Origin of the sequence: Fontivita pretiosa, from assembly GCF_050410795.1 — a bacterium.
In the GTDB taxonomy this organism is placed as follows: domain Bacteria; phylum Planctomycetota; class Phycisphaerae; order Tepidisphaerales; family Tepidisphaeraceae; genus Fontivita; species Fontivita pretiosa.
Genome location: NZ_CP191258.1, coordinates 413,190 through 435,030, shown reverse-complemented (window position 1 = coordinate 435,030; position 21,841 = coordinate 413,190). Strand labels below are relative to the sequence as shown.

The following is a 21,841-nucleotide window of genomic DNA, read 5'->3' as shown; positions in this document are numbered from 1 at the left end:
TTCACCTGATTAAGAACGTGTTTTCGGGAGGCCGTTTTGGCGAAAGGTATTCGAGTCAATCAACTGGCGAAGGAGCTGGGCGTCCAGAGCAAGCAGATCCTGGACAAGCTTCGGGATGAAGGCCTGGGTGACAAGGCGCCTAACCACATGAGCGTGTTGCCGCTGGGCCTGGCGGAGTCGGTGCGCGAATGGTTCAGCGCCGCTCACGGGCAGGGCACTGCAGTGGAGATGGCAGCGCCAGTGGCGGTGGCGGAGAAGCCCAAGACAGCGGCGCGTCGTGCTCGCAGGAAAGCCGACGCAACCGCAGCGGAAGGCGGGGAAACAGCCGCTCCGACTGCCGAGGCCGAAGCCCAGCATGAGCTTGAGGCTGCGCGCGCTGCGACGATGCGCAAGCGTACGCCGCCGACACACGCCACCCCCGCGCCAGCAGCTCCGTCGGCCGAGGCGCCTGCCGAGGCAGCGCCCGCCGCCCAGCCGCAGCAGGCGGTTGCCGAAGCCAGGCGTGCGCCTGAAGCGCCTGCTCCGCCGGCGGCTGCTCCGCCAGCGGCCAGCCCTGCGACGCCTGCGGTCCCGGCAGAGCCCGGACCGGGCGCAGCGCCTTCGGTTACCATTGCGCCTGCACCCGCCGGACTGCCGACGGCTGGTGCCGAGCCGACTGCGTTTCCGCAGACAACTTCTGCGCCGACGGCGCCCGTGCCGGTGGTGCCGGTGACGCCCCCGGCTGCACCGGTGGCTGCACCCGTGGCCGAGGCGCCCGCGCCCCCGCGGGCTGCCGATAGCGGCAGTGCGCCGGCCACGCCTGCGGCCGCCGCGCCTGCGGCCGCCACGCCTGCGCCGACTGCCCCTGCGCCGACGGCGCCGGTCCCCAAGCCCGCCGCCGGTTCACGGCCCACCGTGACCCTGGCCACTCGCGCCCAACAGCAGCAGCAACAGCAACAGCAGGCCACGACCGAACGCAGGCCGATTACCCCTGCCCCGCGTCTGGTGGTGCCCAGACCCGCGGTGATTCAGGGTCCGCGCGTGGTCCGGGAAGAAGCACCGGACATTGTGCCCCAGCCGCGTCCGAGGCGGCCTCTGAATCCTGCGGCCGAAGCACCGTCAATTCCTCAGGCGCGTCCCGCAGCCGGTCGCGGTGTAAGGGTCTCCGAAGAAGACGAGGAGACCGAGCGTCGCAAGGCAGCGGCACGGGGACGGACCAACTCCAACCGTCGTCGCGGACCGGACGGTCGTCGCGGCGAGGCAATGGAGAAACTGCGCGAGTTCACCGACGCGGATCTGATCGAGCGTCAGGACCGACTGGCAGCGGCGGCAAGCTTCAGGACCGATTTCGATGCGCACCTGCGCAGAAGCGAGGCACGCGGCACGCACGCGGTGGCCAAGACACCAGTCCAGCGCGGCGGCACCGTCGAAATCGAGCAGCCGATCACCGTCCGCTCGTTGTCGGCGGCACTGGGGGTCAGGAGCAGCGACATCATCTCCAAGCTGATGCGTCAGGGGATCTTCGCGACAATCAACCAGACGCTGGATCAGGACGTGGCCGAGGCACTGGCGCTGGAATACGGCGTGGAGCTGAAGGTGACGGCCGAGCCGTCACTGGAGGAGCAGTTGATTCAGGAGTTCCAGAGTCGCAAGCCTGATCCTGCGGTGCTGAAGCCGCGCCCGCCGGTCGTGACGATTCTGGGGCATGTGGACCACGGCAAGACGAGCCTGCTGGACAAGATTCGCAGCGCCAACGTGGCGGCCAGCGAGGCGGGGGGTATTACCCAGCACACCGCGGCATGGATGGTGGAGATCGAAGGCGCCGACGGCAGGCGCAAGCGCGTGACCTTCATCGACACGCCCGGGCACGAGGCTTTTACCGCGATGCGTGCCCGCGGCGCGACCATGACCGACGTGGTGGTTCTGGTGGTGTCGGCGGCGGAGGGAGTGCAACCGCAGACGATCGAATCGATCAACCACGCGCGCGCCGCTGGCGTGCCGATTGTCGTGGCACTGAACAAGATCGACCGTCCCGACGCCAATCCGGAGATGGTGCTGGGCCAGCTCGCAGCGCAGAACCTGAACCCGGTGGAATGGGGCGGAGATACGGAAGTCGTCCGCACCAGCGCGATCACCGGTCAGGGAATCAAGGAACTGATCGAAATCCTGGATTACCAGGCAGAGCTGCTGGAGCTGAAATTCGATCCGACCGCGCCGGCGCGCGGAACCGTTATCGAGGCACGCATCGATCCGGGGCTGGGACCTGTGGCCACGGTGCTGGTGCAGGATGGCACGCTGAAAGTCGGCGACGTGATCCTGTGCGGCCCGGGCTACGGTCGCATCCGCAGCCTGCTGGATGACAACCACCGCCCGATCGAGCAGGCCACGGCGAGCATGCCGGTGATCGTCTCGGGGCTGAGCGAGCTGCCGGCGGCGGGGGACAAGTTCTTCGTGGTCTCGGACCTGGAGCGTGCCCGCGCAATCGCCGAGGAACGCGCCGAGAAGGCGCGGCAGCGGCAGCTTGCCCAGCAGAACCGGGTCTCGGCCGACAACCTGCTGGCCACAATCAGGGGCAGCGAGGTCAAGACCATCAACCTGATCATCAAGGCGGACGTGCAGGGATCGCTGGAGACGCTGGTGAATACCGTGACCTCGCAGAACACCGATGAGGTCCGGGTCAAGGTCATCCACGCCGCGGTTGGTCCGATCACCGAAAGCGACGTTCAGCTCGCGATGGCCAGCCGGATCAACCCCGACGACCCGCAGCATCCGAACAAGGTGGCGATCATCGGATTCCACGTGGTTCCGGACGATGCGGCACGGGCGCTGGCCGAGCAGAATCACATTGACGTGAAGCTCTATCGGGTGATCTACGAGATCTTCGACGATCTGAAGAAGTCGCTGTCGGGGATGCTGGAACCCGAGATCCGCGAGAAACTGCACGGACATGCCGAAATCCGCCAGGTGTTCAAGGTCTCCAGGGTGGGCAACATTGCCGGGTGCATGGTCACCGACGGGCACATCCAGCGCGGCAGCAAGATTCGTCTGATCCGCGATGGCAAGGTCGTCGCTGAGGACCTGTCGATCGAGACGCTGCGGCGGATGAAGGACGATGTCAGGGAGGTCAAAGCCGGGTTCGAGTGCGGCATCAAGCTGGCCGGGTACGACGACATCAAGGTTGGCGACCGGCTGGAGGCGTATGTCCGCGAGAAGCACGAGAGAACGTTGTGAACTGGCCAGTTGCCGGCGATCAGCAGCCACTGAAGCTACGGTGCCGTGCGGCGGCCAGCGGCCACTATGACGATCGGTGTTCTGCAAATCGAACTGGCGATCCCGGACGCGTTTTCGCTCAAGGACAAGCGGCGGGTGATCAAGAGCATCAAGGACCGGATCGCGCATCACCATAATGTGTCGATCGCCGAAGTGGGGGCGCTGGATGAGCACCGGCGGTCGATTCTGGGCATGGCGATGGTGAGCAACGACGGCCGCTATGTTCAGAGCGCCTTGAGCAAGCTGGTTGACTTCGTCCGGATGGTGCCACAGGTGAGTCTGGTGGACTATCAGATTGAGTTGTTATGAAGGAGAGGCAGGCGGGCAGGCAGGCACGCAGGCACGTGGGTCGCGCATCGGCGAATCGCTCCCCTTCGTGTCTGGTGCCCTGGTGCCTCGCTGCCTTGGTTCAATGTCCCGACGTACCGAACGAATCGGAAGCACGATCAAGCACGAACTGGCGCAGATCATCATGCGCGAGCTGAATGATCCGCGGCTCAGGGGCATGCCCAGCATTACGCGCGTCAAGGTCAGCGCGGATCTGTCCGTGGCCGACGTGTACGTCACGATCATGGGCACCCCGGGACAGCAGACCGCGGCGCTGAACGCGCTGCGTCACTCGGCGGGGCTGATGCGCATGAAGCTGACCAAGCAGATGACGCTGCGGGTGGCGCCGTACCTCAAGTTCCACATTGACGAGAATCTCAAGAAGGAACTGACGGTGCTGAGCCTGATCGAGAAGGCCGCCCGGGAATCTGCCGAGCGTGAGCGGCAGCGTGCCGAGGGTGTCGCCGAAGGCCAGGAACAGACGACCGACGAATTGGATTCGACCCAGCAATGAAAAACACCGCAAAATATGTTGACGCCCTGCGTTCGCTGGTGAGGCAACTGGTACGGGAATACAAGCCCGAGCCGCGTCAGCCGCAGGAGCCGCTGGAAGCGCTGGTCCGCGCAGCCATGAGCTACGACGTGTCCGACGCCAGGGCCGAGGAAGCCATGCGCGCCATCCAGAAGGAGTTCGTGGACCTCAACGAGCTTCGCGTGGCGACGGATCTGGAAATCCAGGAGCTTCTGGGCGTGCGCTATCCGGACATCGAGCGTCGGGTGGCGATGATCACGCAGGCGCTGAACAACATCTTCGAGCGTGAGCACACGCTGAGCCTGGAACGGCTCAAGACGCTCAGCCGCCGCGACGCACGCCAGTTCCTCCGTGAGCTGCCGGACATCCACCCGTTCGTGGAGGCGTATGTGATGCTCTACGGTTTCGACGGGCACGCCTTCCCGATCGACAACGAAACCCTGGCGTATCTCCGTGAGGAACAGGTCGTCGATGAGCAGACGACTCTTGAGGATGCACAGAAGTTCATCGAGCACAACCTCAAGGCCGAGGAGTGCCACGATTTCTTCCGCGCCATCCGGACAACCGTGTTTGAGGAATCGAGACGAAAGAAGAAGGCGAAAGCCTGAGCAAGGGAGTGGCCAGTCGGCGGCGACGCGTGCGGTCGCCGGGCACTGACCACCAGCCAACCAACATGACCGAGAAACTTCCCCCCACCACCCTCCGCATCGGGCTGCCCTCGGGCAGTCTCCAGGCGGCGACCGTCGATCTGTTCGGCAAGGCCGGTTATCACGTTTCCATCCCCGAGCGCAGCGTCTTTCCGCGCATTGATGACGAGAAGCTCTCAGCGGTGCTGTTCCGGGCGCAGGAGATCAGCCGCTATGTCGCCGACGGGATTATCGACTGTGGCCTGACCGGGCACGACTGGATCGTGGAAAACGGCAACGTCGACGACGTGATCGAAATCTGCGAGCTGGAGTATTCCCGCGCCAGCCGCAACCCCGCCAGGTGGGTGCTGGCCGTGCCGGAGGAAAGCGAGGTCAAGAGGCCCGAGGACCTGGACGGCAAGATCATCGCCACGGAGCTGGTGAACACGACGCGGCGATACTTCCAGCAGAAGGGGATCAACGTGACGGTGGAGTTCTCCTGGGGGACCACCGAGATCAAGGCGCGGCTGCTGGACGGGATCGTGGACATCACCGAAACCGGCTCATCGATCCGCGCCAATAACCTCCGCATCGTCGATACGATCCTGACCAGCACCACCCGCTTCATCGCCAACAAGAGCGCCTGGGCCATACCCTGGAAACGCGAGAAAATGGAGAACATCGCGATGCTGCTCAAGGGGGCCATCGAGGCCAAGGCGAAGATCGGGCTGAAGATGAACGTGCCGGAAAAGCAGTTGCCGGAGGTGGTCAGCTTTCTGCCGGCGGAGAAGAGTCCGACGATCAGCCGGCTGAATGATCCGGAGTGGGTTGCGGTGGAGGTGATTCTGGAAGAAAAACAGGAGCGTGAGCTGATCCCGCGGCTGAAGCGTGCCGGGGCCACGGGGATCATTACGTATCCGCTGAACAAGGTAATTCCCTGACGGCCAAACGTGTGCGAGGGCAACGTGCGAGCATCCGGTTGGTCTGTTATCGCGGCATACCTGAGTGCGGCGCTGATGCTGGTGGGGGGATGTGTCGCACGGCGTGGGCCGGCAAGGCCCGGCGCTACTGCCCCGAGCACCAGCCCGCTGGCGACGACATCGCCGGTATCCGAACCGCGCGCTGAGCTGAGCCTGGATCAGATCCTGCCGGTCGTTACGCTGCCCGCCCCGGCGGCATCCACGCGCCCCGCCGATCAGCCTCCGCCTCTGGAGGCCATCGAATTGTTCGCACGGGCGCGCGACGCGCTGCTTCAGAATCAACGCTACACCGCAATCAACCTGTTGGAGAAGGCCGTCAAGCTCGATCCAGACAGCTACGAACTGTGGTTCACGCTGGGGCAGGCGTATCAGGGAATCGGCGGGTCGGCGGATCGCGCCCTGGCCGCTTTCGAGCAGGCCGCCAGGATCAGGCCCGATGACATCGAAGTGCAGACCGAGCTTGGCCGGGCGTATCAGTCACGTGGCGATCTGAACCGCGCCATCGAACGCTTCCGCATGGCAAGGCAAACCACCGAATACCGGCAGGCAGAGGATCCGCTGGCGCTGGTGGTGGATTACCGCCTGGCCGTCCTTTTGCAGCAGCAGGGTTACGATCGAGCCGCCCTGGATTGTTACCAGAGCCTGCTGAGGCGCATCCAGCGCAACGGCATCCGCTTTCGCGCAAGCCCCGAGGCCAGCTATCTCCAGGCCCATCCTCATCTGATCTATGAGCAGATCGGCACGCTGCACGAGAAGCGTGGCGAGTTCGAGCAGGCGCTGCGAGCTTACCAGAACGTGGCCGATCGCGCGCCTAATGACTTTGAACATCAGGCCAGGCTGGTGCGGTTGCGCGTGAAGCTGGGACAGCACCAGCAGGCGATTGCATCAGCGGCCGACCTGGTCAGGCGCTTCCACGCCAGCAGCGAATCGATCCAGCTCCTGCGCCAAGTGTATCAGGAACTGGGACGCCAGGAGGATTTTGTTCAGGAGCTGTGGAAACTGCACCGTCAGCAACCGCAGGACAGGGCGATTTTGTTTGCCCTGGCCGATACGCTGGCCGAAGCGGGGCGAGAAGCCGAGGCCGCGGCGCTGCTAAGAGACGCGATCCGGTCGCACGACGGCGATCTGGAGATTGTCGAGCGACTCTGGCGGCTGTATGCCGACCGCGACCGCGTCACCGATGCCGCCCGGCTCATCATCGAGGTTTGCGCCGATCATCCCGACGCCACGTCCGAGCTGACGCCGCTGCTGCTGGACCTGACGCGCCTTTCACGCCGGCACGCGCTGCGGCTGGGCGGGCTTCAGAAGCTCGCGGTTCGGCCCGATGCGGAAGCGGCAAAGCAGTACTGGATCTGGCGGGTGGCCAGCGGCTGGTCGCGTGCAAACACCGCGCGGGCGGCGCTGGAACAGGCCGCCGCCGCCAACCCCCCGTTTGATCCAGCGTGTCGCGCGCTGCTGGACAGTTACCTTTCCCGGTCGGACTGGGACCAGACGTCGCGGCAACGCGCCGTGGATGAGTTGATCGAATCGGTCAGATCACGTGGCCGGGCGGACCTGGCCGCGGAGCTGCGCGGGCTGGTGGAATTGAGAGCGGACAGAGCCGAAGCGGCGGTGGAGGCGTTCTCGCAGGCAGTGCAGCTCGCCTCCGCCAGCCAGCGACGCCCCTCGCCCGACCTGCAACTTCAGCTTGCCCTGGCCCTGCACAAGAGCCAGCGCACCAGCCAGTTCGAGCAGCTCATGTGGAAGCTGATCAGCGAGCGTCCGCGCTTTGCCCCGGCCTATCAGCTTCTGCTCTCGTATTACCGGCAGAACAACTCCCCGCATAATGCCCGCGACCTGCTGGAAAAGTGGCTTGCCGCCGATCCGACCAGCATCACGGCGCGCGTCCAGCAGGCCGCCGAGCTTGTCCAGCAGCGTCGAGCCAACGACGCGATCGAGCTGATCAGACGGCTGTTCGAGCAGCATCCGGACGACGCCGACGTCGTCACATCGCTGGTGCTGCTTTTCAATGCCGCCGGTCGGTCGCAGGAGGCTGTTGAGCTGCTCGAGGCTGAAAGGGCGAAAGACCCGGGCAACCGGACGGTAGTCGAGGCTCTGATCGAGATCTATGTCTCGCAGAACCGCACCGCCGATGCAACACGCGTGCTGGATGCGGCGCGGCAGGCGGTCGCCCAGGACCCGGACCTGCTCTATTACCTGGCGCATCTGTACCAGCGAATCGGACAGCAGCAGCTTACCGAGCAGCTTCTCCAGGAGGTTTTGAGGCTGGATCCGACTCATGCGCCGGCGGGAAATGACCTGGGCTACACCTGGGCCGACGCGGGCAAGAACCTGGATCGCGCTGAAGCGCTGATCCGCGTCGCGGTCCAGGCCGAGCCGGATAATCCATCCTATCTCGACAGTCTCGGATGGGTACTGTACAAACGCGGGAGGTTTGCCGAAGCGCTGCGATGGCTCGAGCAGGCGGCGCAGCCGGCCGAGCAGGCCGACCCGGTTGTGCTGGATCATCTGGGCGACGTGCTGTACAGGTTGAACCGTCATGCCGAAGCGCAGCAGGCCTGGGAAAAATCGCTCGAACGACTCGGGCAGGTGCCGCCGCGTGACGAGCTGAACAGCCTGAGGCTGCAATTGCAGGCGAAGCTGAAACAGGCGCAGTCCAACCAGCCGGTCAACGTCGCTCCGGTCGTCGAGGCCGGCGAATCGCAGGGACAGGCCAACAGGAATTAGCAGCTTGCCAGTCATCAGGCGCCGCCAACCGCAGCGGCCACTGCCAGGCGGCCAGGGGTAACTGATAACCGGCAATTGGAGTCAGCATGGCAGGTCATAGTCACTGGGCAAAGATCAAACGGGCCAAAAGCGCCAACGACGCCAAGCGCGGCAAGATCTGGAGCAAGATCGCCCGCAAGATCATCATCGCCGCCAGACAGGGCGGGGATCCGCGCGACAACCTGGCGCTGCGGTACGCGATCGACGAAGCCAGGGCCGCCAACATGCCCCGCAGCACCGTCGAGAACGCGATCCGCAAGGGCACCGGAGAGATTGGCGGAGAAAACTACGAGCTGGTCACGTACGAGGGATATGGCCCGGGAGGCGTGGCCTTTCTCATCGAGGCCCTGACCAACAACCGCGCCCGCACGGCGCCGGAGCTGCGCAACATCTTCGAGAAGGCCGGCGGGCATCTGGCCGCCAGCGGCTCGGTCGCCTACCAGTTCACCCGCCAGGGCGTGATTACGATCAAGTCCGACACGGTGGACGAAGACAGGCTCATCGAGCTGGCGCTGGACGCCGGCGCCGAAGACGTCAACAACCTTGGCGAGGTGTATGAGGTCATCACCACGCCGGCGAACTATCAGAAGGTGAAGGAGGCGATCGAGGCGGCCAACATCCCCATCGAGGCCGCCGAAATCACCTACATGCCGAACAACACGGTGTCGGTGGACCCGGAGACCGCGCAGCGGATCATGAAGCTCATCGAGGCGCTGGAGGACAACGACGACGTTCAGAGCGTTGCGCACAACGCAGAGATTCCCGAGTCGGTGAGCGTGTAGCCTCCGCCGCCCGCCGACACCTGCCCGCCCAGAGATCGGATCTTCTGTCTGATCTGCTCGATCTTGCGCTCGGTCAGGCGTTTGGGCTCGGCCGGATCCAGCAGGTCGTTGTAGCGCAGCATCAGGCGGTATTCGTCGATGGCGCGTTGCCGCTGCCCGAGCCTTTCCAGCGCCTGTGCGAACTCCTCATGCAGCGTCAGATCCCAGGGGTTAAGCTCGGTGGCCCGCCGCAGGTCGTCGATGATTCGCCGGGGGTCGGAGGAGGGGCGCTGTAGCTCGGCCATGGCGCGGGCGCGGTAGTACTGGACGTTTGCCGGATCGGCGGCGACAGCGCGATCGAGCAGCTCGCGGATGCGATCGTAATCGGTTGACTGTGCTATTTGCAGTGCTCGGGCGGCACGGAAGGCGTAGTCGGCGTTGGGAATCCACAATTGCCTGAATGCCCGCTCCAGCTCCGCCGCCGCCTGCACCAGCCGCCCGGCTCGAATCGCCTCATCGCCGCGATGTGCGGCGGCCTCGGCGATCCCGATCGGTGCAACGATCCCCCGCGCAATCGCCAGCCAGAGCATCGACCCGCAAGCCAGCACGATCACAGGCACGCGGCGCCGGGCGGCGAGCTGCGCGGCCGGCGGCTGCGGCGCCGTCGGCGCCGATTTGGCCCCCAGCGCTGTCCCCAAAACCATCGCCAGCACGAACATCGGCCCAGGCTCGAACATCGAAAAATCGATCAGGTTGTGCAGGAAAAACACCGCCAGACCGATGCTCATCGCGCTCAGCATCCACGGGGCCGGTCGGTCATCCAGCACCGCCTGATGCGCGCTTCGCAGCACCACCAGCGCCATGCCGATCAGCAGCAGCCCCAGGAACATCATCCGCTTGAACAATTCCAGCATGACGAACCAGACCGCATCGGGTGATGACAGGGAAAAATCGACCGACGCGGCGATGTTGACCAGCACCGCGCCGATGCAGATCGAGAAGATCGTGCAGGCAGTGATGGATCTGCTGCATTGCGGAACACGCGCAGAGCCGGGCTGCTGAAGGGGCAGGGCCGGGCGGCTCAGCAGATCCCATGCGGTCCAGGCGATCCAGGCGACCATCAGCACGCCGCCGATGACGCCCAGCTCCACAAAGGCACGGACGATCAGGTTGTGCGGATCCTTGATCTCCTCGGCGGCGGCGGGGAGCCGCGCGGCCAGATAGTACGAGCCGAAGTTGGACCAGCCGACTCCCAGCAACGGATGCTCGATGAACACGCGGGCGGCGCCGACCCAGTACCGCCAGCGGAAATTGAGACTGTCGTTTGGCAGCGAGCCGTGGGAGATACCGTAGCCAACCACAGCGGCGCCGGCCAGCAGGAACACCACGGCGCCGCCGAGGTATGCCGCGCGCCGATGCCGGAGGATCGCCTGGCCGAACATTCCGAAGGCGGCGAGCATCACGGCAGCGAGCAGGCTTGTGGCCAGCGCGGCGCGACTGTGCGTGTGATACAGCAGCCACGGCAACGGCAGCAGCACCAGCACAATGGCCCCTGACCAGCCGGATTCGTCCCGATCGACGATTCGCTGAATCGCCGCGCCCGCGCCCATCACCCCTAGCAGCACCAGCGCCGCGGCGAAACTGTTCGGCGAGGCGCAGAACCCGAGCATCTCTCCGGCCAGGATCTTCTTCTCGAACTGAATTGCCTGGAACGATCCAGGTTCCCAGCCGCGTTTGGCCAGCTCCTCGTCGCGGTGTTCCTGCCAGTATCGGATGCTGTCAGGCACCTCGACAAGCCTGTAGAGCGTGCCCTGCGCGATGAACACGAGCAGGATGCCCACACACACGCCGGCGACCAGCCGCACGTGCAGCCAGCTTCGCGCAAGCTGCCAGGCCGTCCAGGCGATAGCGGCGGCGGCCAGAAGGTGCGCAGCGCTGACCACGGCGGCGAACTTGTCCGACGCCCACAGCGCGCTGCCCATCGCCACGACCGCCAACGCCAGCAGCAGCAGCGGTGAGCCTGCGCATCGCAGGCGGAAGCCCGGGTCCAGCGCGCGCCTGGCCAGCACCAGCAGCGGCGCGGCGCAGGCCAGCAGATCGATCACCAGTCCGGTGGTGGGTCCGGCGCCGCGCGGAGCGGCCTGGCCCTGCGGGTCGGGCACCGCATCCAGCGGGTCGCGAAGCGTTTCGCTGAACGTCGCGCGGGCGATGACCAGAATCGCCAGAAGCACGAATTCCAACGATGGATGAAGAATGAAGGACCAAGCCAACGGAGGCGGCTGCACCTCGCTCATTCTTCTGCGTTCATCCTGCTGCCTTGCGCCTTCATCCTTCACTGCGTTGATCTCCCGGCAGAGGGTGTTGTTCAAGCAGCGCCACAACGCACAGGATGAGAATCGTCTGAAGGAAGATCAGGAACGCGCCCAGAGCGGATTGCACGAGCGGCAGCAGTATGGCGGCCACCGCAGTGGCGGCGGTGATCAGGTACAGGCACAGCACCGCGGTGCGTCGCGACATACCGCGCGCCACCAGGCGATGGCTGAAATGGTTCGTGTCGCCGACGAACGGACTTTTGCCCCGCGAGATGCGAATCATGCTCACCACGATCAGATCGTACAGGGGCAACGCCAGCACGATCACGGGGGCAAAGACCGAATACCACCCGGCCGCCAGGTTTTCACCGGGACGCAGATACGTCGTCCGCACCGTCAACACGCCCAGCAGAAATCCGATCAGAAGCGAGCCGCTGTCGCCCATGAAGATTCTGGCGGGCGGGAAGTTCCAGAAGAGGAACCCCAGCACCGCGCCCAGTAGCAGCGCCAGGGTCGCTGCGACGAACCACTGCTGGATGATGATGGCGGTGATGAGAAACGCCGTCGTGCATACCGCCGCCACTCCGGCGCTCAGCCCATCCATGTTGTCCAGGAAGTTGAAGGCATTGGTGATGGCGACGATCCACAGCATGGTGAGCACGATCGAGGGGATCGTACCCAGCATCGTAAGGGCGCGAACGTCGGGAAAGGGGATGACCAGAATCGCCGCGGCCAGAAACTGCACCGCGAGCTTCACATACGGGCCCAGCGCCTTGCGATCGTCGATCAGACCCATCACGTGAAGGATCAGGCTCGCCAGAAGCAGGCTCAGGGCCAGCGGCGTCTGGCGAAGGATGCCGCCGCGGTAGGCTTCGGCATGGACGTCGTTGATCGGCAGCAGACCGCCGCTCGCCGCGACGATGGCGGCAAGCATCGGCAGCGCCACCGCCACGAAGATTGCAATGCCGCCTCCCAGCGGTTTGGGTTGTGCGTGGATCTTGCGTTGTCCGGGCTTATCGACGAAGCCAATCCGCGGGGCCAGGCGGATCATCAGCGCCGTCAGCAGCCACGAGATGAGAAGGCTTACTGCGCCCAGCAGAAGAATCGGCAGGACCATTCCAGCCCGCAAGGATACCGGGAGCGACGATCAAACACAAAAGAGTCCCCCTCTGCCGGGGCGTGCGCTTTTGCGGAACATGACTGGGCCGCAATGCGCCAGCTCATTCCCCGATGTGGGGCTTCTCGAGTTTGGTCTTGAGGAACTCGATTTCGCTTTTGAGCTCGTCGATCTGCTTGTTCAGCACCTTCTTGTCGGCCTCGCTGGGTGCATGTTCGACCTTGCGGCGCAGCTCGCGAACCTCAAGTTCCAGCGATTCGATTCTGGCGATCGTTTCGGCCTCGGGGTTGTAGACGGTACTCATGGGGCAACCTCCTCTAGTGCAACGACTATTCAATTGTAGCTGCGGGCAGCAGCAGCGGCAAAGAGGAAATGCACAATTGCGGTTCTGGAATGAGGCTGCGGCATGAAGCTGAGGCGGTGGTCAGTGGGCGGATTTGATGACACGGGCTGGCACGCCCACGACGGTCGTGCCGGGTTGGACATCTTTGAGCACCACTGCCCCGGCGCCGACAACGGCGTGATCGCCAACGCTCAGGCAGGGCAGGATTTTGGCGCCCAGCCCGATGAACACTCCCGTGCCGACGCGCACCCGCCCGGCCAGAAGCGCGCCGGGGCAGATGTGGCTGGCCGCGCCGATTTCGCATTCGTGCTCGATCACGCAGCCGGTGTTGGCGATGACCGAATCTCCCAGGCGTGCTTCGGCACAGACGATCGCGCCGGCGGCGATGACGACGTTGCGGCCTACCACGGCCCGGGCAGAGACGACCGAGCGGGGGTGAATCGCGTTGATCAGCTCCAGCCCGGCGTCGAGGATCAGTCCGGCGTAGCCGGCGCGCACGCGGTTGTCGCCGATCGCGACAATCGCGCCGCGGGCATGGCGCTGCTGACGCAGCCTGGGCAGCAGATTGACATGCCCGAGCACGTCCAGCCCCGCGACCTGCGTTCCCGCCAGGGTCGTATCGGCATCGAGGAATCCGACGGGGCGGTGCTCGCCCGCGGCGCGAAGGATGTCCAGTACGACTTTTCCATGTCCGCCGGCGCCGACAATCAGGACATCCATAATCACATTATCGGACGCTCGGGCGGTTGAACTTCACAACAGAACGTCGCGACACGGCGCAGCGGAGCATCCGGTCTGGAAAAGCCCGTCGGATCACGGTACAAGCGTCGGCACTCCAGATGCGACAACGACTCTGCCTTGATCGGAACTGGCGATTTGCCCTGGGTCATGCGGCCAATCCCGCGCTTGATTTCGAATTCGCCCGCGACCGCTCGCTGGTCAAGTCCGGCGAAGCACGCGGCGCGGCCAAACCGGATTTCGATGATTCAGGTTGGCGGCTGATCGACCTGCCCCACGACTGGGCCATCGAATTGCCGCTGGACCCGCACGGCGACAAGGAGCTGGCCGAGCACGGATTCCACGCCATCGGCCCGGATCATCCCGAGCACAGTGTCGGGTGGTATCGACGGACGTTCGAGATTCCCGAATCCGACCTGGGCAGGCGCATCTGGGTCGAGTTCGACGGCGTGTTCCGCGACAGCGTGGTCTGGATCAACGGCCACCGGCTCGGGCGACATGCCAGCGGGTATATCGGCTTCCGGTATGACCTCACGGACCTGTTGAACTACGGGGGGAAGAACGTGCTGGCGGTTCGGGTCGACGCGACGAACTGGGAAGGCTGGTGGTACGAGGGAGCGGGCATCTATCGCCACGTGTGGCTTGTGAAGACCGATCCGCTGCACGTGGCACCGCACGGCACATTCGTCACAAGCCAGCTCAGCAAGGATCACTCCAGGGCGACGATTACCATCCGCACGACGGTGCTGAACCAGAGCGATGAGGATGCGACGTTCGATTTGAGGTCCGAGATCTCGGAATTGCAGCCCCAGAGTTCAAATCCTCGCAAGGCATCGCCGCTCGGGGGGCGGTCCGCCACCCTAAAGCTTCAAGCCTGGTCGCAGATCGAGGTTGTGCAGCAGATCGAGCTGACTCGCCCGCGTCTCTGGTCGCCGGAGGAACCGAACCTGTACACACTTCGCACAAGGATTGAACCACGAAGCCACGAAGGCACGAAGCGGCGCTTTAAGCGTGGAAACCGCTTCGTGTCGTCGCGACTTCGTGGTTCAGTTACTGCTTGCGACGAAGTTCAAACGACGTTCGGTGTTCGCTCCATGCGTTGGGATCCAAAGCGCGGGTTCTTCCTCAATGGCAAGCACCTGAAGATCAAGGGCACATGCAATCATCAGCAGCACGCGGGCGTGGGCATCGCGGTTCCGGATCGGCTGCACGAGTGGCGAATCCGCAAGCTCAAGGAAATGGGCAGCAACGCCTACCGCTGCTCGCATTATCCCGTTGCCCCGGAACTGCTCGATGCCTGCGACCGGCTGGGCATGCTGGTGATGGCGGAGAACCGCCTGGCGGACACCGGGCCGCAGTTCCTGGACAACTTCAGGTCGATGATTCTGCGCGACCGCAATCATCCGAGCATCATCCTCTGGTCGATCGGCAACGAAGAGCACACGATTCAGTGGTCGGTCACCGGCGAGCGGATCGGGCGGACGCTGGTGCGGATCGCGCACGAGCTGGATCCGACGCGCGCCGTCACCGCCGCCATGCACGACCGCGGGCTGGGCGAAGGCTTTGCCAATGTCGTCGATGTGCACGGGTGGAACTACATCAAGGTCGGTGATATCGAGAAGTATCACAGGCTCAGGCCGGATCGGCCGATCGTCGGCAGCGAAGAGGGCAGCACGGTCACGACGCGCGGGATCTACGCCGACGACAAGTCCCGCGGCTACGTCAGCGCGTACGACCTGCGCACGCCCAAGTGGGGATCCACCGCCGAGAGCTGGTGGACGTTTTTCGCGGCGCGTCCGTGGCTGGCCGGAGGGTTCGTCTGGACCGGATTCGACTACAAGGGCGAGCCGATCCCATACCGCTGGCCATGCACGTCATCGCACTTCGGGCTGATGGATCTGTGCGGATTCCCCAAAGACATCTACTGGTATTACCGGGCGTGGTGGGGCAGCGAGCCGGTGCTGCACCTGTTTCCACACTGGAACTGGATGGGGATGGAGGGTCGTGAAATCGATGTGCGCGCGTTCAGTAACTGCCAGGAGGTCGAGCTGCTGCTGAACGGCCGCAGCCTGGGGCGGCAACGCGTCAGGCCCAATTCGCATGTGGCCTGGAAGGTTGTCTATGAGCCGGGCACGCTGGAAGCGCATGGCTACGTGAATGGGAAGATCATCAGAACCAGCAAAGTGGAGACGACGGGCGAGCCGAAGCAGATCGTGCTGAGGGCCGAATCGAGCGGGTTCCGCGCCGACGGTCATGATGTATGCCTGATCCGCGTCTCGGTGGTCGATGAGCAGGGTCGCCAGGTCCCCACCGCCGACAACCTCATCCATTTCCAGATCGAAGGCCCCGCAAGGCTCTTGGGCGTGGGCAATGGCGATCCGAGCAGCCATGAATCCGATAGGGCGCCTTTCCGCCGCCTGTTCAACGGCCTGGCGCAGGTTATCCTCGGGGCGACACATGAAGCGGGTACGGTGACGCTCACCGCGAGTTCACCAGGTCTGTCGTCCGCGACGCTGAAGGTCCGTGCTACGCGATCACCATCGCATGCACAAAACCGTCGTACCCCTTGATGCCGACGGTCTGGATCGCGGTAGCGCTGACGCGCTTCTCCTGCGAGAGGATGTCGTTGAAGCGGCGAATCGCCTGGACGGCCGAGTCGGTGCTGCCGGCGTCGATCACCTTGCCGCCGCGGACGACGTTATCGACGATGATCAAACTTCCGACTCGCGACAGCTTCATCGCCCAGTTGAAGTACTCGACCGTGCTCTGCTTGTCGGCGTCGATGAAGATCAGATCGAACGGCCCGAGTCGATCGGACTCAAGCCGGGGCAGCAGGTCGATGGCCAGACCGACACGGACCTCGACGATGTCCGCCAGCCCCGCGCGGGCGATGTTCCTGCGCGCCACTTCGGCGTGCTTCGACTCGGCCTCGAGGGTTATCAGTTTGCCGCCAGCGGGCAGCGCCCTCGCCAGCCAGATCGTGCTGTAGCCGCCGAGCGTGCCGATTTCCAGGATCTTCCTGGCGCCGATCGCCCGCGCCAGCAGGTGCAGCAGCTTTCCCTGGGCCGGCGAAACGTTGATCGGCGGCAGGCCCGCTTCCGCGCTGACGCGAAGCGCCTCTTCCAACGTCTCATCCGGCTTGACGAGCGTCTGGTCAAGATACCGATCAACAGCAGACCATTGTTCCTTCGGAGTCATCACATCACCCGCACCTTGCCTCCCCCGCAACCGCAGACACAGGATCAGGCAGAGGTGATTTCACTGCACGCCGGCACATTTGTCACTGCCAGAGCAATCAAAATTCGCGGTCAGATTTTCCTTGACTCGCGCGCCGGCCGCGCGGTAACCACGCTTACGCATTGTCCGCACCGGCGGGCGGCTGCGGGCAGGCAGGCTCTTCTCACAAAGGGAGGCAGGGTTATGACGCCGCGATCCTGGCTGAGCGCGTTGTGGAATCGGCTTGCCTGCGGCATCCGCAGTGGTGCTGCGCGGCCTCGGGGGGGCGAGCCTGCTGTGAGCGGCTGGAAGTCAAGCTGCATCTTGATTCGCCCACGGTGACATCCAGCCAGTTTCTCTGGAAAGAGCTGCCCCAGCGGCACGTGGTCGAGTTCAATCAGGACGTGTCCGGGGTCGGTGCCGACGATTTCGAGGTCGTCAACCTCGACACCGATCAGCCCGAACCGGTAGTCTATGAGGGGTACGACGCCCTCACGCACAAGGCAACCCTGCGTTTCCCCGGCGTGTTCGAGGGCTCCGGCATGCTGGCCAGCGGCAACTACCAGCTTCGCATCAGGCCCGGCGCCGTGAGCAGCGCCGCCACCGGCGAGCCGATGCTCGCGGCCCACGAGGCCGAGTTCTTCTTCCTCTGGGGCGACGCCGATCACAATCGCGTCGTGGATGCCACCGACTACGCGATCCTGGACAACAGCTACGTCAACCAGGCCAGGACGTTTCCTGAACTGAGCTACTACGAGAACGGCGACTTTGACTACAGCACCACCTGGGACAGCACCGACTACTCGCTGATCGACGCGGGGTTCATGATTCATCTGGTCGAGCCGACGGACTTCTACGTGGTGGCCCGCTCGCTGCTGGACGATCCGAACATTGGCATCCGTGTTTCGTGGGATGCCGATCCGGCCGTGCATCAGTGGCGAGTCGAGCGCAACAGCTACGACGGCAACGGCTATGTACCGATCACCGGGTGGATCGACGCTGCGATCACCTACCTGGACGACGCCGGCTTGGTCGACGGCAAGTGGTACGGTTACCGCGTCCGCGGACGCGACATCAACCAGAACCTTGTTGCATATACACCGCACCGCGGGGACTACACGGTGCTGGCGGCGGCGAGCGACGTGCAGGCGGAGGAATTGTCCCCGAGCAGTGCCAGAGTCACGTGGACCGACAACTCCGCCAGCGAGGATGGGTTCTACGTGCTGATGTCCAGCGATGGTGGACAGACATGGAGCACGGTCGCCACGCTCGGCGCCAACCAGACCAGCTACGACGCGACGGTGACGGGACAGATGAGCGAGCTGTTGCGCGTGCAGACCTTCGGCGGCGATCCGACGGCGCCGCTGCTCAAGGCCGGGATGGGACCGTCCACCCGAATCTCGCTGAAAGTACCGGCGATCATGGAGCCCGCCAGCGCCAACCCCAACCCTGTCACCGGGACGACGGCCAACTTGAGCGTGCTGGGCTCGACGGCGCGGGGAGAATCGTACCTGACGTACACGTGGTCCGTGGCGAGCAAGCCCGCGGATGCGCCCGAGCCGATCTTCAGCATCAACGGCTCCAACGCCGCGAAGAACTCGAGCGTCACCTTTTTGGGTTATGGCGCGTACCGTTTCATCGTCACGATCGCCAACGAGTACAGCACGGTGAGCAGCAGCGTGGACGTGACGGTGATTCAGACGCTGACGTCGATCAGCGTCGGTCCCGGATTCGTCGAGCTGGGCTACGGCGGGACGCAACAGTTCACGGCACGAGCCGTTGATCAGTTCGGTGAATCGCTGGTCACTCAGCCTTCGATCTCCTGGTCGCTGGACGCAGGCAGCCTCGGGACGCTCTCTGATGGCGTGTACACGGCGCCGATGAGCGGTGGTGGATCAGCGGTGGTCCGCGCCACCGCGGGCAGCGCCTCGGGCAGTGCTCTGGTGCAGTTGCCCGCTTGGGAGCTCTATGGCGAAGCGAGTTTTGAAAGCATCACCGGCGCGCTTACCGTCGGCGTGCCGGACCGCAGCCATCGCGATAGTCAAGACATCGGCGTTCACGGTGCATCGCTGCGCTTGTTCTCCCCGGAGCCGGACGGCTACACGGTGGAGTTCTCGCACGCGCTGTATACGTGGGACTCATACGTTGAGGCCCCCGGCCAGGAGGGCACTGGGTACTGGGACAGCTTTTCAGTGAGCGTCACGGACAGGCGGTATCCTGATCTGGAGCTGACGGACCCGGTTAATTTCCCGTTCGTTTGGGGTGGCTCCAACTATAGTGATGGCAACCTGGAGCACACCTCTGGCACCAACATCACACTCACGTTTGCAGGCACTCTCGGCGGCGAGAACTTCCTCAACTTCGTGCTGGACACGAAGACGCCGGACGGCGCCGACGGCGCTTATCCTTCTTGGGGCACCTACGAGTTCGACTACGAACTGCCCAAGCCGGACCTGGACGTGGACTCGAACAACAACGGGACGATCGACGATTCGGATGACAGCTTCGAAGACACTTTGACCAGACCCGGGGTGATCATCGCGCTAAACGACGATGACGACGACGACAACGGCGTGCCGGACTGGCAGCAGAGCGGGGTGGTGAGCGGCGAAGACGACCTGGTGCCGATGAACGTCGGCAGCGGGCCTGGCCCGTCGCGGATCCTGCGGATCGTTTCCGGGGCCAGCAGGGTCCGGGTCTGGTCCGACCCGCAGCGCAGCGGTACCCCGTTGCTGGGACTGGGCGCCACGCGCGAGGAGCTGCGCTGGCCGGCAAGCTGGCCGGACACGCTCTGGATCGAGGGCGTAAAGCCCAGCGCCACCACGGGCGGCGTGCGATTCGTCCTGGCCGCCTCCCCGAGCACGGATCCAACCGCGACCCAGCCGATCACGGTGGACGCGGTGCGGGCAACGGTCCGCAAATTCTCCGTCAAGTGGGTTCCCGTCAACACCGCAACCGTCAAGACCGCGTTGGACGACAACCCGCACCTGAATGGCGGGAGACGAATCATCCCTGACAAAGATACGCCTGCGGATACTGTTGCGCACGATCTGATCGACGTGGAGGCTACAATCACTCCACCTCCACCTGCTGGTACAACGATCTACTTCCAGTCATACGACGTTGATGATCCCAATGCGTTTGTTCCCGGACAGCCGCAGCAACAGCAAATCGACAAGAACGACACGGCGACGGCCGCGCTCGGCCTGGACAACCGGGGTACTGTGCCGGGGCAGCGCGGGACTTTCCCGGCTGCGGGAATCAACTACAGGACGAGCGCCACGACGGACGCTGCGGGCAAGGCAACCGTAAGATTCCAGGTCACCATGCAGCCGGGCGACAATTTTCGGATAGCGGCCGCGCTCACTGGTCCGGAGTTGGATGCGATCAACGACAACACCGTCCCTCCGAACAACAAGCAGGTTCCCGGCTTCAAGGGGGCGGTGACTGACATGCTTACCGTTTGGCGCAGGCTCTGGATCGAGCGCGACGCCATGGGTACTGTGGCCGCCCCCGTTGTCGCGAACACAGTTGCGGTGACGATCACCGGGATCACGCGCAACGTTGCGGTGGCGGGCGGGTTCAATGACATCGTGCAATTGGCCGCTCCGCTCCCGGACAGCGAGAATTCGTTTGAAGGGGGACGCCTCAGCGTTGGGACGACGCAAGCTCCGATCTACCTCAACTCCGATAACATTCGTGCGGGCGATACGGTCAATGTTCCCGCCGGCATCATTGCGCCAATGGCGTTCCCCGCCGCAGCAACAGTTACGGACGATGACGTAATACCAGCCACCGGCACGATGCACCTTCCTGACGGAGGTTCTCTATTGGAATCCGCGTTCGGAGTCGCATATATCCTCCCGAGGTACGTCGATCCAGGGCCGGGAAGTATCAACACTGTCGGCAACATCCCCTTTGCGAGGCATCTCGAAGACGGTGATAACTTGGTAAGCGCCAAGAATCTGCCCGCTTCGACAGCATTGTTCTGGACGATGTATCTGGTCGGCGCGTTCGAGAACTTTGCCTCGACCGACGGTGACGCCGATGGCATCGCGCCAACTGGGCTGGGTGTTCCGCCGATTCCAGGACCGACGATCGACAGCGGCCTGGATTACGGAGCGTCCGACGCCGACACGTCGTTCATCTTCCTGGAAACCATCGACGACTTTGTGCGTCAGCGAAACTACAGCACGGATGAGTGGCACACGGTGACACACGAGATCGGTCACACAGTTGGAACGGGGGACGGCACCCACTCGATCACCGGGATCATGCGCGCAGGCGCCCCGAAGATTGAGACAGTGTTTGATAATTACTACCTGAACGAGTTTCGGACTGTGCTCATTTGGTAACGGTATTGATCGTGACTCATCAGCTCAAAGACCTCGTTGAATACAAGCGCATCGAGAAACAAACTGCGCGCGAGCGTTGGGAACCCACGACAAGAGTCATTGCGATCTGGACTGGAATCGCTGCATTGGTTCTTGCAGTGGCGGCAGTTGCGCTGAGCAGTTGGGACCCGCTCCCGACATTCGTCGTTCCTCTCATTGGCGAAGCAAAGATCGGCATCGCCATTGGTCGGGGTATGATCTACTGCTATTACAAACCTGTCGATGATTTCATCTCATGCTCAGTGCATCTCCCCCTGTGGTTTCTTGTGCTGTGCTGTGCAGCAGTTTCGGGAGGCGCACTGGTATTGCGCCGGTCGTTGTCGACGAAAGCCCTGAGGCCGGCGCAGGATTCAGGGCGACCTGAAGGGGACGCGGCGCGCCGGCAAAGCCAGTAAAGTGCAGTGGTTGGGGACTGAAACGGGGGTAATAAAAGGGGACATTACTGCTCTGTAGAAAACCCTAAGGATCCGCCGTAAGCAT

Annotated in this window: 15 protein-coding genes; 10 read left to right on the top strand and 5 right to left on the bottom strand. The window is 63.9% G+C overall.

Going from position 1 to position 21,841, the window contains the following annotated elements:
• The first annotated feature begins 36 nt into the window (after positions 1-36).
• The 7 genes from infB to ACQS5P_RS01650 all read left to right on the top strand — a co-directional run bounded on the left by infB (position 37) and on the right by ACQS5P_RS01650 (position 9,262).
• Entirely contained in the window at positions 37-3,210 is a 3,174-nt protein-coding gene (infB, locus tag ACQS5P_RS01680; RefSeq protein ID WP_428939169.1) for a translation initiation factor IF-2, read from the top strand.
• Positions 3,211-3,276: 66 nt separating this feature from the next.
• Positions 3,277-3,558 carry a DUF503 domain-containing protein gene (locus ACQS5P_RS01675; RefSeq protein ID WP_428939168.1) on the top strand — a complete coding sequence of 94 codons (282 nt, stop codon included), beginning with the start codon at positions 3,277-3,279 and terminating at the stop codon, positions 3,556-3,558.
• A gap of 103 nt (positions 3,559-3,661) precedes the next feature.
• Positions 3,662-4,090 carry a 30S ribosome-binding factor RbfA gene (gene rbfA / locus ACQS5P_RS01670; RefSeq protein WP_428939167.1) on the top strand — a complete coding sequence of 143 codons (429 nt, stop codon included), beginning with the start codon at positions 3,662-3,664 and terminating at the stop codon, positions 4,088-4,090.
• Positions 4,087-4,716 (top strand): hypothetical protein, encoded by a 630-nt coding sequence (locus ACQS5P_RS01665; RefSeq protein WP_428939166.1) that lies wholly within the window; start codon positions 4,087-4,089, stop codon positions 4,714-4,716. Before rbfA ends, ACQS5P_RS01665 begins: the two co-directional genes overlap by 4 nt.
• A 65-nt stretch (positions 4,717-4,781) precedes the next feature.
• Complete coding sequence (gene hisG / locus ACQS5P_RS01660; protein WP_428939165.1) at positions 4,782-5,675, top strand: ATP phosphoribosyltransferase; 894 nt, start codon at positions 4,782-4,784, stop codon at positions 5,673-5,675.
• A gap of 24 nt (positions 5,676-5,699) precedes the next feature.
• Positions 5,700-8,441, top strand: a complete 2,742-nt coding sequence (locus tag ACQS5P_RS01655) for a tetratricopeptide repeat protein (RefSeq protein ID WP_428939164.1) — start codon at positions 5,700-5,702, stop codon at positions 8,439-8,441.
• 86 nt (positions 8,442-8,527) lie between these two features.
• Positions 8,528-9,262, top strand: a complete 735-nt coding sequence (locus ACQS5P_RS01650) for a YebC/PmpR family DNA-binding transcriptional regulator (protein ID WP_428939163.1) — start codon at positions 8,528-8,530, stop codon at positions 9,260-9,262.
• On the opposite strand, the gene ACQS5P_RS01645 is transcribed toward ACQS5P_RS01650, so the two are convergent.
• The 4 genes from ACQS5P_RS01645 to ACQS5P_RS01630 all read right to left on the bottom strand — a co-directional run bounded on the left by ACQS5P_RS01645 (position 9,214) and on the right by ACQS5P_RS01630 (position 13,733).
• Positions 9,214-11,472, bottom strand: coding sequence for an O-antigen ligase family protein (locus ACQS5P_RS01645; RefSeq protein WP_428940982.1), 2,259 nt, complete (start codon positions 11,470-11,472; stop codon positions 9,214-9,216). The two genes, ACQS5P_RS01650 and ACQS5P_RS01645, sit on opposite strands and share 49 nt — an antisense overlap.
• Before the next feature lie 94 nt (positions 11,473-11,566).
• Complete coding sequence (locus ACQS5P_RS01640; RefSeq protein ID WP_428939162.1) at positions 11,567-12,670, bottom strand: glycosyltransferase family 4 protein; 1,104 nt, start codon at positions 12,668-12,670, stop codon at positions 11,567-11,569.
• 103 nt (positions 12,671-12,773) lie between these two features.
• Positions 12,774-12,974 carry a hypothetical protein gene (locus ACQS5P_RS01635; RefSeq protein WP_428939161.1) on the bottom strand — a complete coding sequence of 67 codons (201 nt, stop codon included), beginning with the start codon at positions 12,972-12,974 and terminating at the stop codon, positions 12,774-12,776.
• A 120-nt stretch (positions 12,975-13,094) separates the two neighbouring features.
• Positions 13,095-13,733 carry an acetyltransferase gene (locus tag ACQS5P_RS01630; RefSeq protein WP_428939160.1) on the bottom strand — a complete coding sequence of 213 codons (639 nt, stop codon included), beginning with the start codon at positions 13,731-13,733 and terminating at the stop codon, positions 13,095-13,097.
• A 119-nt stretch (positions 13,734-13,852) separates the two neighbouring features.
• Between ACQS5P_RS01630 and galA the strand changes: the two genes are divergently transcribed.
• Complete coding sequence (galA, locus tag ACQS5P_RS01625) at positions 13,853-16,321, top strand: beta-galactosidase GalA (RefSeq protein ID WP_428939159.1); 2,469 nt, start codon at positions 13,853-13,855, stop codon at positions 16,319-16,321.
• Here the strand turns inward: galA and ACQS5P_RS01620 are convergent.
• Positions 16,278-16,949: an O-methyltransferase gene (locus tag ACQS5P_RS01620; protein WP_428939158.1), complete on the bottom strand. Its 672-nt coding sequence runs from the start codon at positions 16,947-16,949 to the stop codon at positions 16,278-16,280. The two genes, galA and ACQS5P_RS01620, sit on opposite strands and share 44 nt — an antisense overlap.
• Before the next feature lie 251 nt (positions 16,950-17,200).
• Between ACQS5P_RS01620 and ACQS5P_RS01615 the strand changes: the two genes are divergently transcribed.
• Positions 17,201-21,322: a hypothetical protein gene (locus ACQS5P_RS01615; RefSeq protein ID WP_428939157.1), complete on the top strand. Its 4,122-nt coding sequence runs from the start codon at positions 17,201-17,203 to the stop codon at positions 21,320-21,322.
• Positions 21,323-21,333: 11 nt separating this feature from the next.
• Positions 21,334-21,756, top strand: coding sequence for a hypothetical protein (locus ACQS5P_RS01610; RefSeq protein ID WP_428939156.1), 423 nt, complete (start codon positions 21,334-21,336; stop codon positions 21,754-21,756).
• Positions 21,757-21,841: the final 85 nt, after the last annotated feature.